The 18,758-nt window shown below is 65.5% G+C and carries 11 protein-coding genes; 4 read left to right on the top strand and 7 right to left on the bottom strand.

What is annotated here, in order from left to right; translation table 11 throughout:
- Window positions 1-2: 2 nt before the first annotated feature.
- Complete coding sequence (locus AC05QJ_RS17670; protein ID WP_476742586.1) at window positions 3-2,234, bottom strand: Ig-like domain-containing protein; 2,232 nt, start codon at window positions 2,232-2,234, stop codon at window positions 3-5.
- Window positions 2,235-2,269: 35 nt separating this feature from the next.
- Complete coding sequence (locus AC05QJ_RS17675) at window positions 2,270-3,616, bottom strand: hypothetical protein (RefSeq protein WP_476742587.1); 1,347 nt, start codon at window positions 3,614-3,616, stop codon at window positions 2,270-2,272.
- Between the two features lie 236 nt (window positions 3,617-3,852).
- On the opposite strand from AC05QJ_RS17675, the gene AC05QJ_RS17680 reads away from it, so the two are divergent.
- From AC05QJ_RS17680 to AC05QJ_RS17690, 3 genes are all read left to right on the top strand, one after another.
- Complete coding sequence (locus AC05QJ_RS17680) at window positions 3,853-5,301, top strand: sensor histidine kinase (protein ID WP_476742588.1); 1,449 nt, start codon at window positions 3,853-3,855, stop codon at window positions 5,299-5,301.
- A gap of 109 nt (window positions 5,302-5,410) precedes the next feature.
- Window positions 5,411-6,901 carry a sensor histidine kinase gene (locus AC05QJ_RS17685; RefSeq protein ID WP_476742589.1) on the top strand — a complete coding sequence of 497 codons (1,491 nt, stop codon included), beginning with the start codon at window positions 5,411-5,413 and terminating at the stop codon, window positions 6,899-6,901.
- Entirely contained in the window at window positions 6,870-8,288 is a 1,419-nt protein-coding gene (locus AC05QJ_RS17690; RefSeq protein ID WP_476742590.1) for a sigma-54-dependent transcriptional regulator, read from the top strand. The genes AC05QJ_RS17685 and AC05QJ_RS17690 overlap by 32 nt, the downstream gene beginning before the upstream one ends.
- On the opposite strand, the gene AC05QJ_RS17695 is transcribed toward AC05QJ_RS17690, so the two are convergent.
- From AC05QJ_RS17695 to AC05QJ_RS17710, 4 genes are all read right to left on the bottom strand, one after another.
- Window positions 8,289-8,612, bottom strand: a complete 324-nt coding sequence (locus AC05QJ_RS17695; protein ID WP_476742591.1) for a hypothetical protein — start codon at window positions 8,610-8,612, stop codon at window positions 8,289-8,291. It lies immediately after the preceding gene.
- Between the two features lie 93 nt (window positions 8,613-8,705).
- Complete coding sequence (locus AC05QJ_RS17700) at window positions 8,706-9,902, bottom strand: hypothetical protein (RefSeq protein ID WP_476742592.1); 1,197 nt, start codon at window positions 9,900-9,902, stop codon at window positions 8,706-8,708.
- A 73-nt stretch (window positions 9,903-9,975) separates the two neighbouring features.
- A complete protein-coding gene (locus AC05QJ_RS17705; protein WP_476742593.1) occupies window positions 9,976-10,437 on the bottom strand; it encodes a VOC family protein in 462 nt (153 codons plus the stop codon).
- Between the two features lie 145 nt (window positions 10,438-10,582).
- A complete protein-coding gene (locus tag AC05QJ_RS17710; RefSeq protein WP_476742594.1) occupies window positions 10,583-12,202 on the bottom strand; it encodes an NADP-dependent glyceraldehyde-3-phosphate dehydrogenase in 1,620 nt (539 codons plus the stop codon).
- A gap of 152 nt (window positions 12,203-12,354) precedes the next feature.
- Between AC05QJ_RS17710 and AC05QJ_RS17715 the strand changes: the two genes are divergently transcribed.
- Window positions 12,355-14,598, top strand: coding sequence for a putative bifunctional diguanylate cyclase/phosphodiesterase (locus tag AC05QJ_RS17715; protein WP_476742595.1), 2,244 nt, complete (start codon window positions 12,355-12,357; stop codon window positions 14,596-14,598).
- A gap of 30 nt (window positions 14,599-14,628) precedes the next feature.
- On the opposite strand, the gene AC05QJ_RS17720 is transcribed toward AC05QJ_RS17715, so the two are convergent.
- On the bottom strand, window positions 14,629-18,726 hold the full coding sequence (locus tag AC05QJ_RS17720; RefSeq protein WP_476742596.1) for a dermonecrotic toxin domain-containing protein: 4,098 nt from the start codon (window positions 18,724-18,726) through the stop codon (window positions 14,629-14,631).
- Between the last annotated feature and the right edge of the window lie 32 nt (window positions 18,727-18,758).

Below are 18,758 nucleotides of genomic sequence, written 5' to 3' on the forward strand. Positions count from 1 at the left end.
GCTTACTGCACCACGACCGGGACGGTCCGCACCGTGCCCTGGCTGCTACGGATGGTGGCAGTGGGGTTGGCCGTGGGCACGACAGTGGTGCTGTTGGCTACCACCAGCCGCCAGCGACCGGTCACCGGCACCGTGGTGCTGCCCAGGGTCACCAGGCCGGTGGGCGTGGTCACCTGCACAGTGATGGTGTTGCCGGTGGTCACCGACGACGTGCCGGAAATATCCCAGTTGTAGCGGTTGTTGGAACGGGCCTGGACGGTCGCGGCGGTGACTGCGAAGGTTTCCTGGGCCGGCCGTGGCGACACCTGCACGCTGACCGTGGCTTGTCCCGACAGCGCCCCCAGCGAATCGCGGGCGGTGTAGTTGAAGCTGGTACTGAACGCCGTGGTGACGCTGGCCGGCGGCGTGTAGGTGACCTGGTCGCCGCTGATGGCCACACTGCCGCGTCCGGCGGGTGGCTGGCTGACGCTGGCGATCGCCAGGGGCAGGTTGCCTTCCGGGTCGGTGTCGTTGGCCAGCACGTCGATGGTGATCGGCACGCCGAGGGTAGCAACGCTGTCGTTGACCGGCACCGGTGGCTGGTTCGGCGCAACGTTGACGGTCACCGTGGCGATCGCCGACTTCATGCCTTTGTTGTCCATGGCGCGGTAGCTGAAGGTGGCCTGCATCGGCGCGTTGACCACGGCCGGGGTGGTGTAGGTCACCGACGTGCTGCCGTTGAGTGCCACCGTGCCCTGGCCGCTCGCCGGCTGGGTCAGGTCGCTGATGGTCAGCGGCAGATCACCGTCCGGGTCGCTGTCGTTGGCGACCAGGTTGAGGGTCAGCGGTACGCCGAAGCTGGTGCTGCCGGTATCGGCCACCGCCACGGGCGGCTGGTTCGGTACCGGCGTCGGTGCGCTGCCTACCACCTGCACCGGCTCGCTGTCGCTGCCACCAGCGGCGGACTTGACGGTGACGCTGGCCGGTGGCTGCGCCAGGTCGTTGACCGTCAGGGTCTGCACGGTGCCGGCCTTGGACAGGCGGCCGTAGCCCTGGGCGACGAGGTCAGGAACGACGACTTCGTCGCTGGAGCTGGCACGGATGGTCAGGCGTTTGCTGGCCCACTCGTAGCGTGCGGTGTCGATCTTCACCACGTCACTGAGCTTGCTCGACAACGAAGTCGGCCGCGTGGTTCCGGTCGGGCTGCTGGCGGTGAGCACCACCACCGAAGGCGGCGCGCCATTGATCAGGCGCTGGGCGAAGAACAGCCCGTTGTTGTCCGCCAGCAGGTTGTACTGGCAGGCCGACGCCGGCGTGCCAGGCACCAGGGCGATGGTTTCCCGCAGGCACAGGCTGGCGCTGTTGGCGGAACGGGCGAACACTTCGATGCGGCTGCCGGCTGCGGTACGCCGGTAGGTGGCGCGGTCCAGTTCGGCGGCGGTCTGGGTACGGGCATCGAGCACCTTGCCGGACACGCTGAACAGGTTGGTCTGGATAGTCCCGGCCGGGCCCTGGATGCGCACGAAGTTGGTGTTGTTGGGGCTGCCGGTCACCGCTTCGTTGAGGTTCGGGTCGCCGACGTAGGTTTCCGTCGCCCCGGTGTCCGGGTTGATCTCGGTGTAAGGGCCGTTGACGCTGCGCAGGAACGGCCCGACCGCGCCGTTGAGGGCCCCGCTGAAGTCTCCCGGTGCGCCGATGCCGATATCGCGGGTGATATTGATGGCGCGGCGACCGCCGGCGGCGACGGTGACGGTTTCCACGCCGTAGGGGTGGGTCACGGTGTAGGTGCCGGCGGTGGGCACCGAGGCGCGGATACGGATGCGGGCGAAGCTCTGCTGGTCGCCGTCCACCGGGTTTTCGGCGGCGAAGGCCGCTTCGATGCCGGCGACGTAGACTTCCAGCTCGTAGCCACTGTTGCCGACCTCGGGGATCGAGGTCTCAGCCAGGAACCAGAACATCTCCGGCGGCCAGTTATCGGGAAACACCAGCGGCAGGGCGTCGTCATAGACGCCGGGTTCCGGGAGCAGGGTGCACATGTAGTTGGGCGGGGTGGCCGCCGGCAGGCGCGAACTGGCGGCCCGGGACTGGCACAGCTCCAGCGACAGGTTGCCGTCGTCCTTGTACCACATGGGGTAGCGCCCGGTCGCCAGGGTGTAGGGGCCGGGGTCCACGGCGGCGAGTCCGGCCCAGGCCGTGCTGCCGAGGGTCAGGGTAAGTCCGGCGGCACACAGCGCCAGACGGGGCCATCTGTTCATGTTGCCTCCTGCTGCGGAGCTTGGCGTGAATGCGTTCATGGCAGGATCACCACTTCTTCGCTGTCGCTGCCGCCGTTGCTGCTGGTGACCGTGACGGTCGCCGGCGGGATCGGCGACAGGCCGGTGGTCAGGGTTTTCTGCGCGCCCTCGTTGCCCAGGGAGCCGATCACGGCCCCCTGGCCGGTGCGGGCGGTCAGGGTGGGCGGGGTGATTTCATCGCTGGTGCTGGCGACCACGGTCAGTTGTCCGGACCCGAGGCTGTACTCGGCGCGCTCGATGCTGACCAGGTCGGTCAGCGGCAGGCTGGCGGTGGTCGGGGTGCTGGCGGGGATCGCCGGCTGGTTGTCGGCCACGACCGTCAGCAGGCTCGGCAGGCTCGGGTTGAGCGCCGACTGCACATACCAGGCACCGGTGTGGTCGGCCTCGGTCAGGGCCAGGCTTGGGCTCTGGCTGGTCAGGGTGACGGTGGCCGGCTGCGGCGGCGCCAGGACGAACACATCCTGCTGGGCTACCGGGTTGCCGCTGACCGTGCGCCGTGAATAGGTGCTGCGCTGGGGAATCAGCGGGGTCGGGCGGTTGACGCTGGAGAGCTTGCCGGATACCGCGAACAACGTGGTGCGCAGGTCGATGCCGTTGGGCCCTTCGATGCGCACGTAGTTGGTGTTGAACGGGCTGCCGGTGACGGCTTCTTCCAGGTTCGGGTCGCCAATGAAGCGTTCGCTGGCACCGGTCTGCGGGTTGGTCTCGGTGTAGGGACCGTTGACACTGCGCAGGAACGGACCGACATCGCCCTTCAGCGCGCCGGTGTAGGTCTGCGGCGCGCCAATGCCGATATCGCGGGTCATGTTGATGGCGCGACGGCCCGCCACCGGCACGTCGAACACTTCGACGCCGTAGGGGTGGGTAATGACGTAGGTGCCGGGTGCCGTGACATCGACGCGGATGCGCACCCGGGCGAAGCTGACCTGGTCGCCTTCCACCGGCTCTTCGGCAGCGAAGGCGGCTTCGATGGCAGTGCCGTAGCTCAGGTCGATGCCGCGGGCCGCATCGACGATGGCGGCATCAGCGGTGAACCAGAAGGCTTCATCGGGGAAGTTGCCGGGGAAGTCGATCGCCTGGGTATCATCGAACACCCCGGGCGTGGGTAGCAGGGTGCACATATACGAAGGCGCCGCCGGGGTGCCGGCTACCCGCGAACTGACGGCCTTGGTCAGGCACAGGTCGAGCACCCGGCCATGGCTGTCCTGGTACCAGGCGGCGAATCCGCCGGTGGCGTGAAGGTAGGGGCCCGGATCGACATCGAACAGCGCCGCCTGGGCGGGCGCTTGCAGCAGGCCGGCCAGAACCAGCAAGGCCAGCGGGTGGGGCGTTGGACGGTGCATGAGCATATTCCTCTTGCAAGCGGGCCCAAGGAATTGGGTCGTCTGCACGAGGTTCGGCAACATCCGTACCAGATGGCTGGAAGCCCCGCATTACCTGGGCTGCGGCCCGTTTCCCGGCCTTTGCAACGCGACGACGCCGGGTGACTGGCCCCAGGATTGGGGAATTTGCCCGTGGGTGGTTTTCGCATTCATGGCACTGGGCTATACCTAGAGACATCCGTCCCGGGGATGTCGTCATGACCCTGCAACCACCCGCCCAGTCGCTGGACACCCCTGACGCCGAAGCGAAAGGCGAGCGGCCGGCGTTCAACCTGCTGCGCTGGTACGCGGTGGTCAGCCTGGCAGTGATCCTCAGCGTGGCCATCGGCCTGGGCCTGGTGTCGAGCCGCTTCATCATCGACGAAAGCGTCGAGCGCGACGCACTGCTCACCGCCCAGTTCATCCAGTCCATTGCCGAGGCCGAGGTGCGCCATGTCGCCGTACCGAACATCCGCACCATGGGCGAGTTGCTGGACCCGCGGGTGGACGCCTCCTTCACCGACGTGCCGGCGGAAGTGCGGCGCCAGGCCCGCTGGGAATTCCTCGACCACATCGCCCATTTGCCGGACATGCTGCTGGCCAATATCTATGCGCCGGACCGCTTGGTGATCTGGTCCAGCAACCCGGCACTGGTGGGCAAGATGATCGCCAGCGACGACGACCTGGAGCGGGCCTTCGAATACAAGATGCGGGTGTCGGCCAGCTACCACGACATCGACGATGCCCGCGCCGAACAGAAATTCCCGGTGCCGCCGGAGCGGCTGTTCATCGAGAACTACATTCCGCTGTTCGATGCCAGCGGCGAGCAGGTCACCGCGATGGTGGAGATCTACAAGGAACCCCGCGACCTGATCGCCCGCATCGAGCACGGGCTGGTGCTGCTCTGGCTGGGTACCGCCCTGGGTGCAGGTGCCGTGTATGTCGGGCTGTACCTGATCGTGCGGCGGGCCTCGAAAGTGCTCGCTGCCCAGCACAAGCAACTGGTCAACAACGAAACCTACGTCGCCCTGGGCGAGATGTCCTCGGCGGTGGCCCACAGCCTGCGCAATCCGCTCGCGAGCATCCGCTCCAGCGCCGAACTGGCCCGTGAGTTCGATGAGGGTGCGGCCCACCGCAACATCGATGACATCATCGGCCAGGTGGACCGCATGTCCCACTGGGTACGGGAACTGTTGCAATCGCTGCGTCCGCTGAACGACGAAACCGAGCCGGTGGCGCTGGACACAACCCTGCGCGAATGCCTGCAGGCCCATGCCGCGCAGATCATCCGCGCCAGGGTCGAAGTGGAACTGGACGATCTGGCCGGCCTGCACGTACTGGCCCAACCGGTGATGCTGGCCCAGGTCTTCAACAGCCTGCTCAGCAATGCCCTGGAAGCCATGCCCGACGGCGGGCGGCTCAGCGTCAAGGTGCTGTCCCGCGAGCGACGGCTGGTCAGCGTGCGCCTGATCGATACCGGCAAGGGCATGACCACGCAGCAACTGCGCATGGCCTTCAAACCCTTCTTCACCACCAAGCGCGGCGGGCTGGGCGTGGGGTTGGTGCTGGTGCGGCGAATCGTCGAGCGCTTCGGCGGCACGGTGAAGCTGGGCAGCCGCGAAGGGCAGGGCACCTGGGTGACGGTGGCGTTGCGGCGGGTGCGATAAATGGCAAACCGGCATCACCGTGCGTCGTATGGACGGCACGGGCGATACGCGCCATGGACAGGCTGGGCTATAAGTTCCTGACACGGGCATCCTGCGAGGAAGCGGTCCGATGGTGCTGAACAGTGACGACACGGCCGTTCCCGGTCCGCCCGATGGCATTGCCGGCCATACCCAGCAGCCGTTCAATCTGCTGCGCTGGTTTTCCCTGGTCAGCCTGCTGATCATTGCGTCGGTTGCCGCGTCCCTCGGTTATGTCTCGACCCGTTTCGTGGTCAAGGACAGTGTCGAACGCGACGCGATGCTGACCGCCCAGTTCATCCAGGCCATGGCACTGGCTGAAGTGCGCCACGCGAAAATCCCGCCGACGGTGACCATGGGCGAGCTGCTCGACCCGCGTCTGGACGGCCAGCGTCCTGGACTGGAGGCGGCGGTGGCGGCGGATGCGCGTGTCGAATTCCTCGATCATGTCGAACACCTGCCCGACACCTTGCTGGCCAACGTCTACGCGCTGGACCGGACCATCGTCTGGTCGACCAACCCGGCGCTGATCGGGCGCAAGATCCAGGGCGACGATGACCTGGACGAGTCCTTCGCCTCGCGCCAGCCAGTCTCGGCCAGTTACCACAAGGCTGCCGACGAACGCGAGGAACAGCAGTTCCACCGCGAGCCGCGCTACCTGTTCATCGAAAACTACATCCCCATGTTCGACGCCAGCGGCAGCCAGGTGGTGTCGATGGTCGAGGTCTACAAGGAACCCCAGGACCTGGTGCGGCGGATCCAGCGCGGCTATGTGCTGATCTGGAGCAGCAGCATCATCGGTGGCGTGCTGATCTACCTCGGTCTGTTCTGGATCGTGCGCCGCGGCGCGACCATGCTCGCCTCGCAGCAGCGCCGCCTGGTGGCCAGCGAGACGTTCGCCGCGCTCGGGGAAATGTCTTCGGCGGTGGCCCACAGCCTGCGCAATCCGCTGGCGACCATCCGCTCCAGCGCCGAACTGGCCCACGAGATCGCCAGCGAACCGGCGCAGAAGAACATCGCCGACATCATCGGCCAGGTCGATCGGATGTCGCGCTGGGTCCGCGAGCTGCTGGTGTCGTTGCGCCCGGCCAGTGACGAGGCCGAGCCGGTGGACCTGCTGGCTGCGGTGGACGATGCCCTCGGCGCCTTTGCCGGACAGATCGAGCGCAGCGGCGTCGAAGTGGTGCTCGATACACCGCCGGCGGCCAGCGTGTCGAGCCAGCCGATGCTACTGACGCAGATACTCAACAGCCTGTTCGCCAACGCTCTGGAAGCCATGCCCAGGGGCGGCCGGCTGGGTATCGAGGTGACCCCGGAGCAGGGTGGTCGGCAATGGCAGATGGTACTGAGCGATACCGGCAAGGGCATGAGCCGGCAGCAGGAACGGATGGTGTTCAAGCCGTTTTTCACCACCAAGCAGGGCGGCCTCGGGGTCGGCCTGGTACTGGTCAAGCGCATCATGGAACGATTTGGCGGCACGGTCAGCCTGACCAGCCGCGAGGAGGAAGGAACCCGTGTCAGCCTGATTTTCAATGTTGCCGGAGGGGACCATGGAGCACAGCATCCTGCTGGTCGAGGATGACGAAATCCTCGCGCAGAACATCCAGACCTACCTGGAGCGCAAGCAATTCGAGGTGACGGTCTGCCACAGCGCCGAGGACGCGCTGGAGCAGTTGCAGCACTTCCAGCCCGACGCGGTGCTCACCGACAACTCGCTGCCGGGCATGAACGGTCATGAGCTGCTCAAGACCCTGACGGCCCAGGCGCCGGACCTGAAAGTGATCATGATGACCGGCTACGGCAACGTCGAAGACGCCGTGGCGGCGATGAAGGAGGGGGCCTTCCACTACCTGACCAAGCCGGTGGCGCTGGCCGAACTCAAGCTGATGCTGGACAAGGCGCTGGCCACCGAGCGCATGGAGCGCACGCTGTCGTTCTATCAGGAGCGCGAGGCGTCGAAGTCCGGTATCCAGGCGCTGATCGGCGAGTCGCCGGCCGTGCTCGGCCTCAAGCACACCCTGCGCCAGTTGCTCGATGCCGAACAGCGCATGACCGGGGGCGAATTGCCGCCAGTGCTGGTGGAAGGCGAAACCGGCACGGGCAAGGAACTGGTGGCCCGCGCCCTGCATTTCGACGGACCGCGCAGCAAGGGTCCTTTTATCGAGTTCAACTGCGCATCGATTCCCGCCAACCTGCTGGAGGCCGAGCTGTTCGGCCATGAAAAAGGCGCGTTCACCGATGCCAAGGATCGCCGGGTCGGGCTGGTGGAGGCGGCCGATGGCGGCACGCTGTTCCTCGACGAGATCGGCGAAATGGACCTGTTGCTCCAGGCCAAGCTGCTCAAGTTGCTGGAAGACCGTACCATCCGCCGCATCGGCGCGGTGAAGGAGCGCAAGGTCAACCTGCGGATCATCAGCGCCACCAACTGCAACCTGGAGCAGATGGTCCAGCAGGGCAAATTCCGCCGCGACCTGTTCTTCCGTCTGCGGATCATCGCGATCAAGGTGCCGCGTCTTTATGAACGCGGTGAAGACATCCTGATTCTCGCCCGGCACTTTCTTGCCCAGCATGCCAAACGGTACGGCAAAGGATCGTTGCGTTTCAGTGCCGAGGCCGAAGACCTGATGCTCAGCTACGGCTGGCCGGGCAACGTGCGCGAGTTGCGCAACATGCTCGAGCAGACCGTCTTGCTGGCCGGAAGCGAGGTGATCGGACCGCAGCAACTGAATGTCTGTCCGAGCCTGGTGGAGGAGCCGCTGGCGATGCCCGTCTTCACACCCCGGCCGCCAGCGGACCCGATGGAGTCGATGAACCTGCCGGAAGTGGAGCGGGACATGGTGCGCAAGATGCTCGACCGCACCGACTGGAACGTGACCAAATCGGCGCGGTTGTTGGGTCTGAGTCGCGACATGCTGCGCTATCGCATCGAAAAGCTCGGATTGACGCGGCCAGACAAACGCCAGTGGTGATCACTGTCCGCTGCCGGCCCCGCTGCCACCCGTGTTGCTGCCGCCGTCGCCGTTGATGCCACCCTTGCCGGCACCGTTTTCAGAGCCGGTACCGTCGATGGCATTGCGCTGGCTGCGGTCAGTACCGTCGGTGGTGGCGCCGCCCTGACGGCCTGGGTCGCTACCCTGGGTACGCGGGTCGGTGCTGCCGGGCATGGGAATTTCTGCCGGCGTGGTGCCGACACCCGGGGCAGGAGCGGTCGGGTTGGTCGGTCCGTTGTCGGCGAACGCGTGGCTGCCGAGCAACGCGCCGAACACCAGAACAGCAAGGGCTGAACGTTTCATGGTCAAACTCCTTTTGGCGAGGGATACCTGATATTGGGTCGCCCCCGTGGCCGGGGGTGCCGTTCAGGTGGCTCGCCAGGCGACCAGTGGCGTTCACTCACGCCCGCGCATGAAAAAGCCCGCGACATACTTGCGGAAGGTGTCCAGGCTCTTGAAGTCGGCGTAGCGGCGGAAGTTCTCGGTTTCCGGCTCGGGGCCCAGCGGTTGTTCGGTGAGTGACACCGACAGGACCCGGTCCTGGTCGGAACTGAGCACCAGTTCGTCCATCACCTGGCCGCCGATCACCGGCCGACGCATGATCACCTGCACGCCCTTGCTGGCCATCCAGTCGATCAGTGACACCAGCATTTTCAAAGGCTCGCGTTCTTCGTCGCGGTACACCGGGAACAGGTGACCCCGGGACAGCACCGGCACGCTGGCGACGTGGATCAGTTCATAGAAATGGCTGCCGGCGGTGGCCGGCGAGTAGATCGCCAGGGCCAGCAGCGGGCCCGGCGTGCGGCTGCCGCCCCAAAGCAAATGATGGCCCTGGAAGTCGAAACCGTCTTCGCTGCGTTCGTTGTAGACCTTGCGTGCCCGGATCTGGTTGACGCAATCGAGCATCAGGCCGTGGCGCCTATGGTTGCCGAACACGGTGGACTCCCGCAGCCTGGCCTTGAGCATCATCATGTGCTTCATGTCGAGGCGGGTTTCCAGGTAGTTGCTGGCCGGAACCCGCTCGATCAGCGGGTAGCGCCCGGCCACACCGCGCAATTCGGCGAACTGGGCGGTGAGGTCTTTCTTCAGGTGGGTGGCATAGACATTCAGGCCACTGGCCTCGATCAGGGTCAGCAGCAGGGACAGCAGGCGATGCTGTTCGCGCTTGTCGCCGCTGCTGCCGCTGCCATTGCCGGTTTCGTCGCCCGCACCGCGACGAAAGTCGCCGATCAGCCGCAGCGGGGTATCCGGGGCCAGCCAGGCGGCGGGCGGGGTGTCGGGATTCTCGTTGTCGGCGAGGTCACGCTCGTCCTTGCTGAACGGACAGTCGTCGGCGTGTTCGGCGGTACCGGGATTGTTTTTCAGGAACAGGGTCCCGGTATGGCTGTTCAGGGTGACGTTGAGCACCGGCATGGCCCTGGCCTGGCAGTCGCAGGCCAGCCAGTGGCCGGCGGCGCGGATCTTCATCAGCATCTGGTTGGCCTGCAGCAGGCGCGGGCCTTCCAGGGTGCCGCGGCTGAAATGGCGCAGCAGGTCGTCTTCGGCAGGGGTGAGGGTGCGCACGAGGGTGGCGTTTTTTTCGATGATTCGCATTGCCCGTTCCAGTGTGGGGCTGCTGTGGCCGCACGGCGCGACAGCAGCCCCGGATGCTATTCGAGAAGCCAGATCAACCGCCGAACAGCTTCGCCGCCCTGGCGCGGATTTCTTCCACCGAGAGATCTTCCTTGTGGGTGGAAACGAACCACAGGTTACCGAACGGATCCTTCAGTGTGCCACTACGGTCGCCGTAGAACTGGTCCTGCACCGGGCTGACCTGGGTGGCGCCGGCCTTGATCGCCTGAGCGTAGCGGGCATCGACATCTTCCACGTAAAGATGCAGGCCCACCGAGACGCCGGGCTGTGACTGGCTACTGACCAGCGAGGCTTGGTCGCAAGGCTCGGCGAGCATGATCGACGAATCGCCGATCTTCAGCTCGGCATGGCCGATGCGGCCGTCGGGGCCTTCGAGACGGAACATCTCGACGGCGCCGAAGGCGTTCTTGTAGAACTCGATGGCCTGGTGCGCGTCCTTGATGCCCAGGTACGGGGTGATGCTGTGTGCGCCCTCGGGAATGGGTTTTACAGCCATGGCGTGTTCCTCCTGTAACGAATGCCAGCGGGATGCCCGGGCAGCGTGCCCGAGCGTGTCGCTGTATATTTGTACAGGTTTGGCAAAAGCGCAAATCTGCCGCAGTGTTCTCAAGACAAACGGCGGGCAGGCTGCCCGGCGGTCTTCAGAAGATGTAGTCGGTAGTGATAAAACTCGACTGGCGATTACGGATGATCTCGCTGATCAGTTGCTTGTTGCTGTCCTGGAAGCGGGTCGCCACCAGGGTGCGGATGGAAAACACCCGCAACGCATCGTGTACCGACAGGGTGCCTTCGGCGGAGTTCTTGCGGCCGTTGAACGGGAAGGTGTCGGGGCTGCGCTGGCATTGCGCATTGATGTTGATCCGGCCCACCTGATTGGCGAAGGTGTCCACCAGCCGGCCAATGTCCGCCGGGTCGTTGCCGAACAGGCTGAGCTGCTGGCCGAAATCGGAGTCGAGCACATAGTCGATCACGGTCTGCAGGTCGCTGTAGGGCACCACCGGCACTACCGGGCCGAACTGCTCTTCGTGGTAGACCCGCATCGACGGGTTCACCGGGTAGAGCAGGGCAGGGTAGAAGAACGAGCCGCGGCTCTTGCCGCCGTCGGGGTTGAGCACCCGGGCGCCGTGCTCGACGGCGTCGGCCACCAGGCCGTCGAGGTACTCTATCTTGCCCGGTTCCGGCAGTGGCGTCAGGGCCACGCCCGGAGTCCAGGGCATGCCGGGCTTGAGCGCAGCGAGTTTCGCCTGGAATTTCTCCAGGAAGCTGTCCACCACCTGTTCATGAACGAACAGGATCTTCAGCGCCGTGCAGCGCTGGCCGTTGAACGACAGCGCGCCGGTAATCGACTCGTTGACGGCGTTGTCGAGGTCGGCGTCCGGCAGGACGATACCCGGGTTCTTGGCATCCAGGCCGAGCGCCGCACGCAGACGGTGCGGACGCGGGTGAAGCTTCTTAAGGTCGCTGGCAGCCTTGTTGGTGCCGATGAAGGCGAACACATCGACCTTGCCGCTGGCCATCAGTGCACTGACGGTCTCGCGGCCACGGCCGTAGATGACGTTGATGACCCCGGCCGGGAAGCTGTCGCGGAAGGCTTCCAGCAACGGACGGATCAGCAGCACGCCGAACTTGGCCGGCTTGAACACCACGGTATTGCCCATGATCAGTGCGGGGATCAGAGTGGTGAAGGTCTCGTTCAACGGGTAGTTGTAGGGGCCCATGCACAGTGCCACGCCCAGCGGGGTACGACGGATCTGGCCAAGGGTGTCCTGTTCCAGTTCGAAGCGGCTGGAGCGGCGGTCCAGTTCCTTGAGGGCGCCGATGGTGTCGACGATGTAGTCGCAGGTGCGATCGAACTCTTTCTCGGCGTCCTTGAGGTTCTTGCCGATTTCCCACATCAGCAGCTTGACCACCGCCTCACGCTGCTGGCGCATGCGTCCGAGGAAATCCTCGACATGGCGGATGCGCTCGGCCACGCGCATCGTCGGCCAGGCGCCGCGGCCCTTGTCGTAGGCATGGACGGCAGCGTCCAGGGCGGTGAGGGCGGTATCGGCATCCAGCAGCGGCGCGCTGCCCAGGATCACTTGCCGCTCGTGCTCGCCCTCGCGCAGCCATACGGGGCTGCGCACTGTGGCCAGCGGACCGTCCCAGCGGCGCAGTTCGCCGTTGACCAGGTAGTCGCGCTGTTCCAGCGGCTCACCCAGGCGGTACAGCTCGGGAATTTCTTGGGCAGTGGGAAACAGCGAATCCAGCAGACGATCCATGGCACGACACCTCTTTTTCTTCGATGGGTGAAATCGGATAGATGAAACGTTTCAGTCGAGGATAACGCCAGGCTGCAAAAAAAAGCCAGCCCGCCTCAACATTGCCGCTCATCCGCCGATAAGCAAGTCATTAGAAGCAAGCAGTCCGGCGTATGACGACAAGAATTCTCGCCCTCGAAGCTCCCCGCCGCCTTCCTACCCGCATGCGTTCAACCGCCTGGCGCCTGCTCCCCATCGGTTTTGCCGTGATCGGCATCGGCCTGTCGGTTGCGCTCGGTCGCCTCGATGTGCAGCGCCAGGAAAGCGAAATGATCGCCAACGCCAGCATGCGCCTGTCGGGCATTCGCGCCGGGCTGGAAGCGCAGATGCGCTCGGCCTTCGGTGAGACCGAAGGGATAGCCCAGTTGCTCAGTGCCGATGGTGACATTTCTCCCGCACATTTCCATGACATGGCGCGTCAGGCCATGGAGTCGGTCGGCTATATCCGGCATATCTCCCTGGCGCCCAACGATGTCATCGCCGATGTCTATCCACTGCACAGCAACCAGAGCATCCTCGGGCTCGACTACCGCGTGCTGCCGGCCCAGTACCCGCTGGTGCAGCGGGCACGCAACAGCGAAGAGGCGGTGCTGGCCGGCCCGGTGGCGCTGTACCAGGGCGGTCGCGGGCTGATCTACCGTCGCCCGGTGTTTCTCAAGGGGCACAAGGGCGTGCGCCTGTACTGGGGGAACGTTTCGGTGGTCGCGGACATCGATCGCCTGCTGCGTGAAGCCGGGGTCAGCGAAGACGCCAGTTTCCGGCTGGCGTTGCGCGGCGGCGATGGCGAGGGCGCAGCTGGCGCGATGATCTGGGGCGAGCCGGCGCTCTTCGACCAGCCCTCGGTGACGCTCAAGGTCGATGTGCCGGGCGGCAGTTGGCAATTGGCGGCAACACCGCGCAATGGCTGGTCGTCCCTGAGCCTGTTCAATTCGCCGCTGTTTCTTTTCGCCCTGGCCACCACGGCCCTGTTCAGCGTGTTCGTGGCTCAGTTGAACCGCAGCAACCGCTTGATCAACCTGCGCAACGGCGAACTGCGGGACTCACAGGCACAACTGGAGCGCCTGGCCCATTACGACGCGGTCACCGGCTTGCCCAACCGCGTGCTGTTCCAGCGCCGCCTGCAACAGGCCCTGGCCGCGCCGAAAGTGCGCCTGGCGGTACTGGTGCTGGATATCGACGGCTTCAAGCTGGTCAACGACAGCCTCGGCCACGCCCTGGGCGATCTGCTGCTGCAACAGGCGGCGCAGCGCTTGAGCGAGGGAGTCGGCGTCGAGGACACCGTGTGCCGCCTCGGTGGCGATGAGTTCGCCTTTATCCTCCAGCGCATCGACGGCGCGGAACAGGCCGGACGGGTGGTGGACGGGCTGCTGCAGGCACTGCAGCGGCCGTTCGACCTCAAGGGCAATGCCGCGCTGGTCACCGGCAGTATCGGGATCGCTCTGGCGCCGGACCACGGGCACAGCACCGAGAGCCTGCTGCGTCACGCCGACACCGCCATGTACGCGGCGAAGGAAAGCGGGCGTAACGCCTGGCGCCTGTATCAACCGGACATGACCGAGCGCCTGCAGCAGCGTCTGTCCATGGAGCGGGCGTTGCGCCGGGCGCTGGAACAGCAGGAGTTCGAAGTCTGGTATCAGCCGCGCATCGACCTGTTCAGCGGCCGGGTCGAGGGTGCCGAAGCGCTGCTGCGCTGGCGCGATCCGCAACACGGGCTGGTGTCGCCAGCGGAGTTCATTCCGCTGGCCGAGCGCACCGGGCTGATCATTCCCCTCGGCGAGCACGTGCTCGACCTGGTCTGCGCGCAGATCCGCCAGTGGCGCGACCGCGAACTGCTGCCGGGGCCGATCGCGATCAACGTGGCGGCACTGCAGATCGAGCGCAGTGACTACGTGCGCAGCCTGACCCAGGCCCTTGAACGCCATGGCCTGAGCCCGGACCTGCTGGAAGTGGAGATCACCGAAAGCCTGCTGATGGAAAGCCAGCAACATGCCTGCGAGGTGCTGGCGCATCTGCAGGCGCTGGGCGTGGCCACGGCGGTGGACGACTTCGGCACCGGCTATTCATCCCTGGCGTACCTGAAGACGCTGCCGATCAATCATCTGAAGATCGACCGCGCTTTCATCAAGGACCTGCCCCACGGCGACAACGATGTCGCGATCACCCGCGCCATCATCGACCTGGGGCACGCCCTGGGTTTCCGCATTACCGCCGAAGGCATCGAAACCCATGCCCAGCATCAGTTCCTGCGCAATGCCGGCTGTGACCACGGCCAGGGTTATCTGCTCGGAAGACCGATGCCGGCAGAGCGCTTCGAACACTGGTTGGCCAGTGAGTCCTTCACCGCAGTGGAGTACTGAGCCCCCGGCAAGCCGGGGGCCGATGTCGCATTACCAATGGGTCTGGCTACCATCGGCGATGCTGCGGGTCAGGTCCTCCAGCAACTGCCGCTGACTCTGCTCGAACGCCCGTCGCAGGCGGTCGGCTTCGATCAGATAGTCGCCTTCGCTCATCTGCAGCTCGGCCGCTTGCAACCATGCAGTCGCCTGTTCCTGCAATTGCGTGAAGTCGTCGGCGTAGCGGATACGCAGCCAATCCGTCCACACCGGGTGAACGGGCGTGCCCTCGGCCGTTTCCGCCAGCAGCGCGTCACGCCCGTTGGGTGAGCTGGCGGCGAGGCTGATCAGTTGATCACGCAACTGGCCCAGCCACTGGTTGTCCATGAACTGCAACAACTCGCCGGCACGCAGGGACTCGACCCGCTCCTCGAGGGTTGGCGCCAGGCGCAACGGAACCTCCGGTACATTCGCCACCTGTTGGTAGGTAAGGGCCCGCAGGGTTTCGAGCTGCAACGGGTTTGCGGTCGGAAAGCGCACCAGCAGGGCATCGGTAACGGCCTGATAGCGCACGCTCGCCGTCGCCACGCCCAGAATGTGCTCGGTCTGGGCGCGGGCGGTGGCGAACGCCTGAGACAAGTCCACTTCGGCGGTCAACTCGAACAGAAACAGGTCGCTGACCGAACGGGACGTCGCCATCGCTCGTGCGTGAGGGCTCGAATCCAGCCATTGCAGAAGAAACCAGAAACGGCGCCGAGTGGTTTCCGGCGCGGCGTAGTTCATCGCCGTGTCGCTGAGCTGCCGCACCTCGCGCCGGTACTGCAGCGGCAAGCTTCGACTGAGGCGGTCCCAACAGGCCCGGATCTGGTCATCGGCACCGTACAGCATGGTTGAAAAATCTTCCTCCGAGATCATCAGGTCGATGCCGGTCTGCGCGTAATAGCCTTCGATGCGTTCGAGCGCCGCCGGGTTGAGCGGATTGAATTCGAGGCTCAGGGCACGCTGCGCAGATGGGTTGAGGATCTGCGGATCGGGCATCTCGGTGATCTGGTTGGAAGACAGGTCGAGGGATTGCAGATCCTCCAGCAACTCCAGCCCCTGCGGGAAGCGACTGATGCTGGTATCGCTCAGGCTCAGTTCATTCAGTTCGCTCAAGCGGCTGACATTGGGCGCTTCCCTCAGCGGGTTGCCTGTCAGATTGAGCATCTCCAGCCTTGGATAGCCGTCCAGCGCGGCCTGTGACTGCGCAGTCCAGGTAATGCCGTTGTCATGCAGTTCCATCACGGTCATCTGCTCGCCGAGGCCCGCTGGCAGGTGCTCGAGCTGCGCGGCGTTGGCCCACAGGCAGCGCAGATCGGGGAAGTTGCAGGTCAGGCGGGTGGGCAGGGTGCGCAAAGGGTTGTTGTCGAGCACCAGTTCGCGGACATGCCCGAAGGCGCCATTCAGATGCGGGAAGTTCAGGAAGTCATCCTCGGACAGCCCCAGCCCGGCCAGCTTGAGCACTTGCCGGTGCACCGGAAGACGCCGCCAGCTGTGCAGCAAGGCGTCCTGGACACGCAGTCGCCCGAGATTGTTACCTGCCCAGCGGCCGAGTTCGCCACGCAGGTACTCCAGTTGTTGCTCGAGTGCGCGCAAGACCAGATGAGGTTGCTGATCATCCAGGAGCCAGGCGCGCAGCTCGGCCTGGGCGTGCTCGCGGCTGGCGGTGGGGTAAAGCCGGCGATAACGGTCGATCAAGGCATTGCCGGTAGGAGCGGCCGGCGGGTAGGTCGCCGGCCGGTCGCTGCCGCCCAGCAAGCGGCCACGCGGGGTCCAGCCATTGCTCGCGCCTGGCCAGACCTGGCCGAGTGTCCGTTCGGGGTGGCCATGGGCACGTTCGGCGATCCAGCCCTTGAGCGTTCGCGGGGCGTCAGCGAATTCCGGCATGGCCTCGGCGAGCGCCTCGAACAGATCGTCATGAACCCTTTGCAAGCCTTCGCCGGTCGCCGCCCGGTAGCCGCCAGGCACCTTGACGATCAGGCGCTGGTCGGTTGCCAGGCGATCACCGACCACCTCCAGGGTGGGCCCTTCCAGTGAGCCGCCACGCAACTCCAGGCTGCAAGCGGACGGCCAGCGCGGCTCGGCCAGCAGGCTGGTCAGTACCAGGCGGTCGCTGGCCGGGGTACTGCGCGAAGGGCGGTAGAGTCCTTCGCACAAACGCTCCAGGGGCGACGGCGACAACTCGTCGCCACGCAGCCGCCGCAGGGTTTCCAGCAGGCGCGGCGGCGCAGGCTGCCCCTTGATGTAAATGTCGAGCAGGTCGTCGCGGTCCACGCCGCTGATCCGGCTGGCCACGTCCAGTTCGTCGTCGCTGTATCGCTCCACGCTGTGGCCGATGCGCCGCAGCAAAGTCTGCCGCGGCCATTGGTGCGGGGCTTCGTGGGTGCCCATCCAGGCGCCCTTGCCGTTGTGCTCGAACGCCGGACGAAATGCCCCGGGCGCCTCGGGATCGTGCAGTTCCCAGCGCTGTCCGTCGGCATGCAGGCGTTGTTCGTAGTGCTCGGCGTCAACCACAAAATAGTGCCGTCCTTCGTTGACCCATTGCCCGGCCTCATTGCGCACGGCCCGCTCGGTCAAGGACGTGCGCCAGGGCCTCAGGTCGCCGTTCCACAGGCGCGGTGTGCCGTCCGCCCGGGCGACCTCGACCAGCTTGCTGCCCAGCTTGCTGGCGTAATTCAACGCGACTGCCGTGCCGACGGCGCTGGCGACATCCAGGGCCACGGCTTTGACATGCCCCAGGGCCGCATCGATATCGCCGACGTTCCAGGCCTTCACGCCTTCATAGACCTCGTCGAGCAATTGCACCACGAACACCGCGGCCATCAGTTGCCCGGCTGCCGGTATGAAAAACGCCGCGACGCCCAGCACGTCCAGGCCGATCGACTCCCAGTAGCGGATTCGCGCCTGACGCGCCGCTTCATCGACGTTGGCGCTGGGCACGGCCACCAGCTTTGCCTCGTCGAGCAGGCGGCGTACGTGGCGATCGTGCAGGTAAGCGAATACCTCTTCGTCGAACGGTGCGTCGTACCAGTGCAGGTTCGCCTCCGAAGGGACGGGCCATTGTGCATCGAGGTCTTCGGCGCGGGTGTCGCCGGTGAGGTTGCGTTGCAGAACGCTGGCGAAGTGTTCGCGCTTGCCCTGGTGAATGAAGGTGAGGAACTGCTGGCGCATCCCGGGTTCGCACAGCCGCTGCAACAGGTCGCGCTCGCAAGCGCCCTGGGTGGCGTGGCGGGTCAGGGCGCCCTCGTCGAGGCCCGGCAGGTGGAGCATCACGGCTTCGGAATTCGGCCATGGCCGGATCACCAGCGCATCGTGAACGTCGATCCCGAACAGACTCAGCCGATGGCACCGGGGCATAGGGCTTGCGGAGGGCAGGGGCTCGTCGCCGAGCAGTTGCCTGAGCCGCTGGCAATCATCGCGCAAGTTGTAGCAGATACGGGCCTTGAGCACATCCAGACGCAGATGCGCCTTGCGCGCCTCGATCGCCAGCCGGCGGGTTTCAACCGGTCGGAAGACGTCGCGCAAGTGCTGCTGATAGCTGCTGCCCAGGTCGAGTGCATGACACTCCCGGGCCAGCATCGCAGGTGTGATCGGCAGTTCGTTGTAGTGATAGCGCGCACGGCCATCTTCGTAGGTGACGCGAAAGTCGCCGCTGATGACCACGCTCTCGGGCAGCCATTCCTGGTCAGGCGCGAAGTTCTGCAGGGCGGCTTCGAGGAGCGACTCGATGCGGTACGCGAGATACCGTTCGGTCACCGGCCATTTCCAGTCGGGGCTGAACCGCACAAGCCTGACCTTGCGCAGATTGCCCTGAAAGTCGAGCGCATCGCGCAAGCGCCCCCAGAGTAGCGGCTCGGCGAATTCCGCTGCTGTCTTGAGACCGGAGAGCGCACCGGCCAGCGCCGTGCTCACGGCGTGAACCCGGGCCTGGGCCTGTTCGAACTCCTCGCGCAGTGCCGGAATGGCGTTGCACAGCCAGGGTTGCTCGGGCGTATCGCTCAGGTAGCGCAGGTGCCTGGCCTGTTGTGGCTGGATTTGCGACGCCCATCGGGGCAGGCGCTCTTTGATGAACGGGATGTGATGGTCGAAACGGTCCGGTGTCGAATCGGGCATGGCAAGCACTCCAGTGAAAGGAAGTGCAAGCA

The sequence above is a fragment of the Pseudomonas sp. TUM25319 genome (assembly GCF_056388475.1).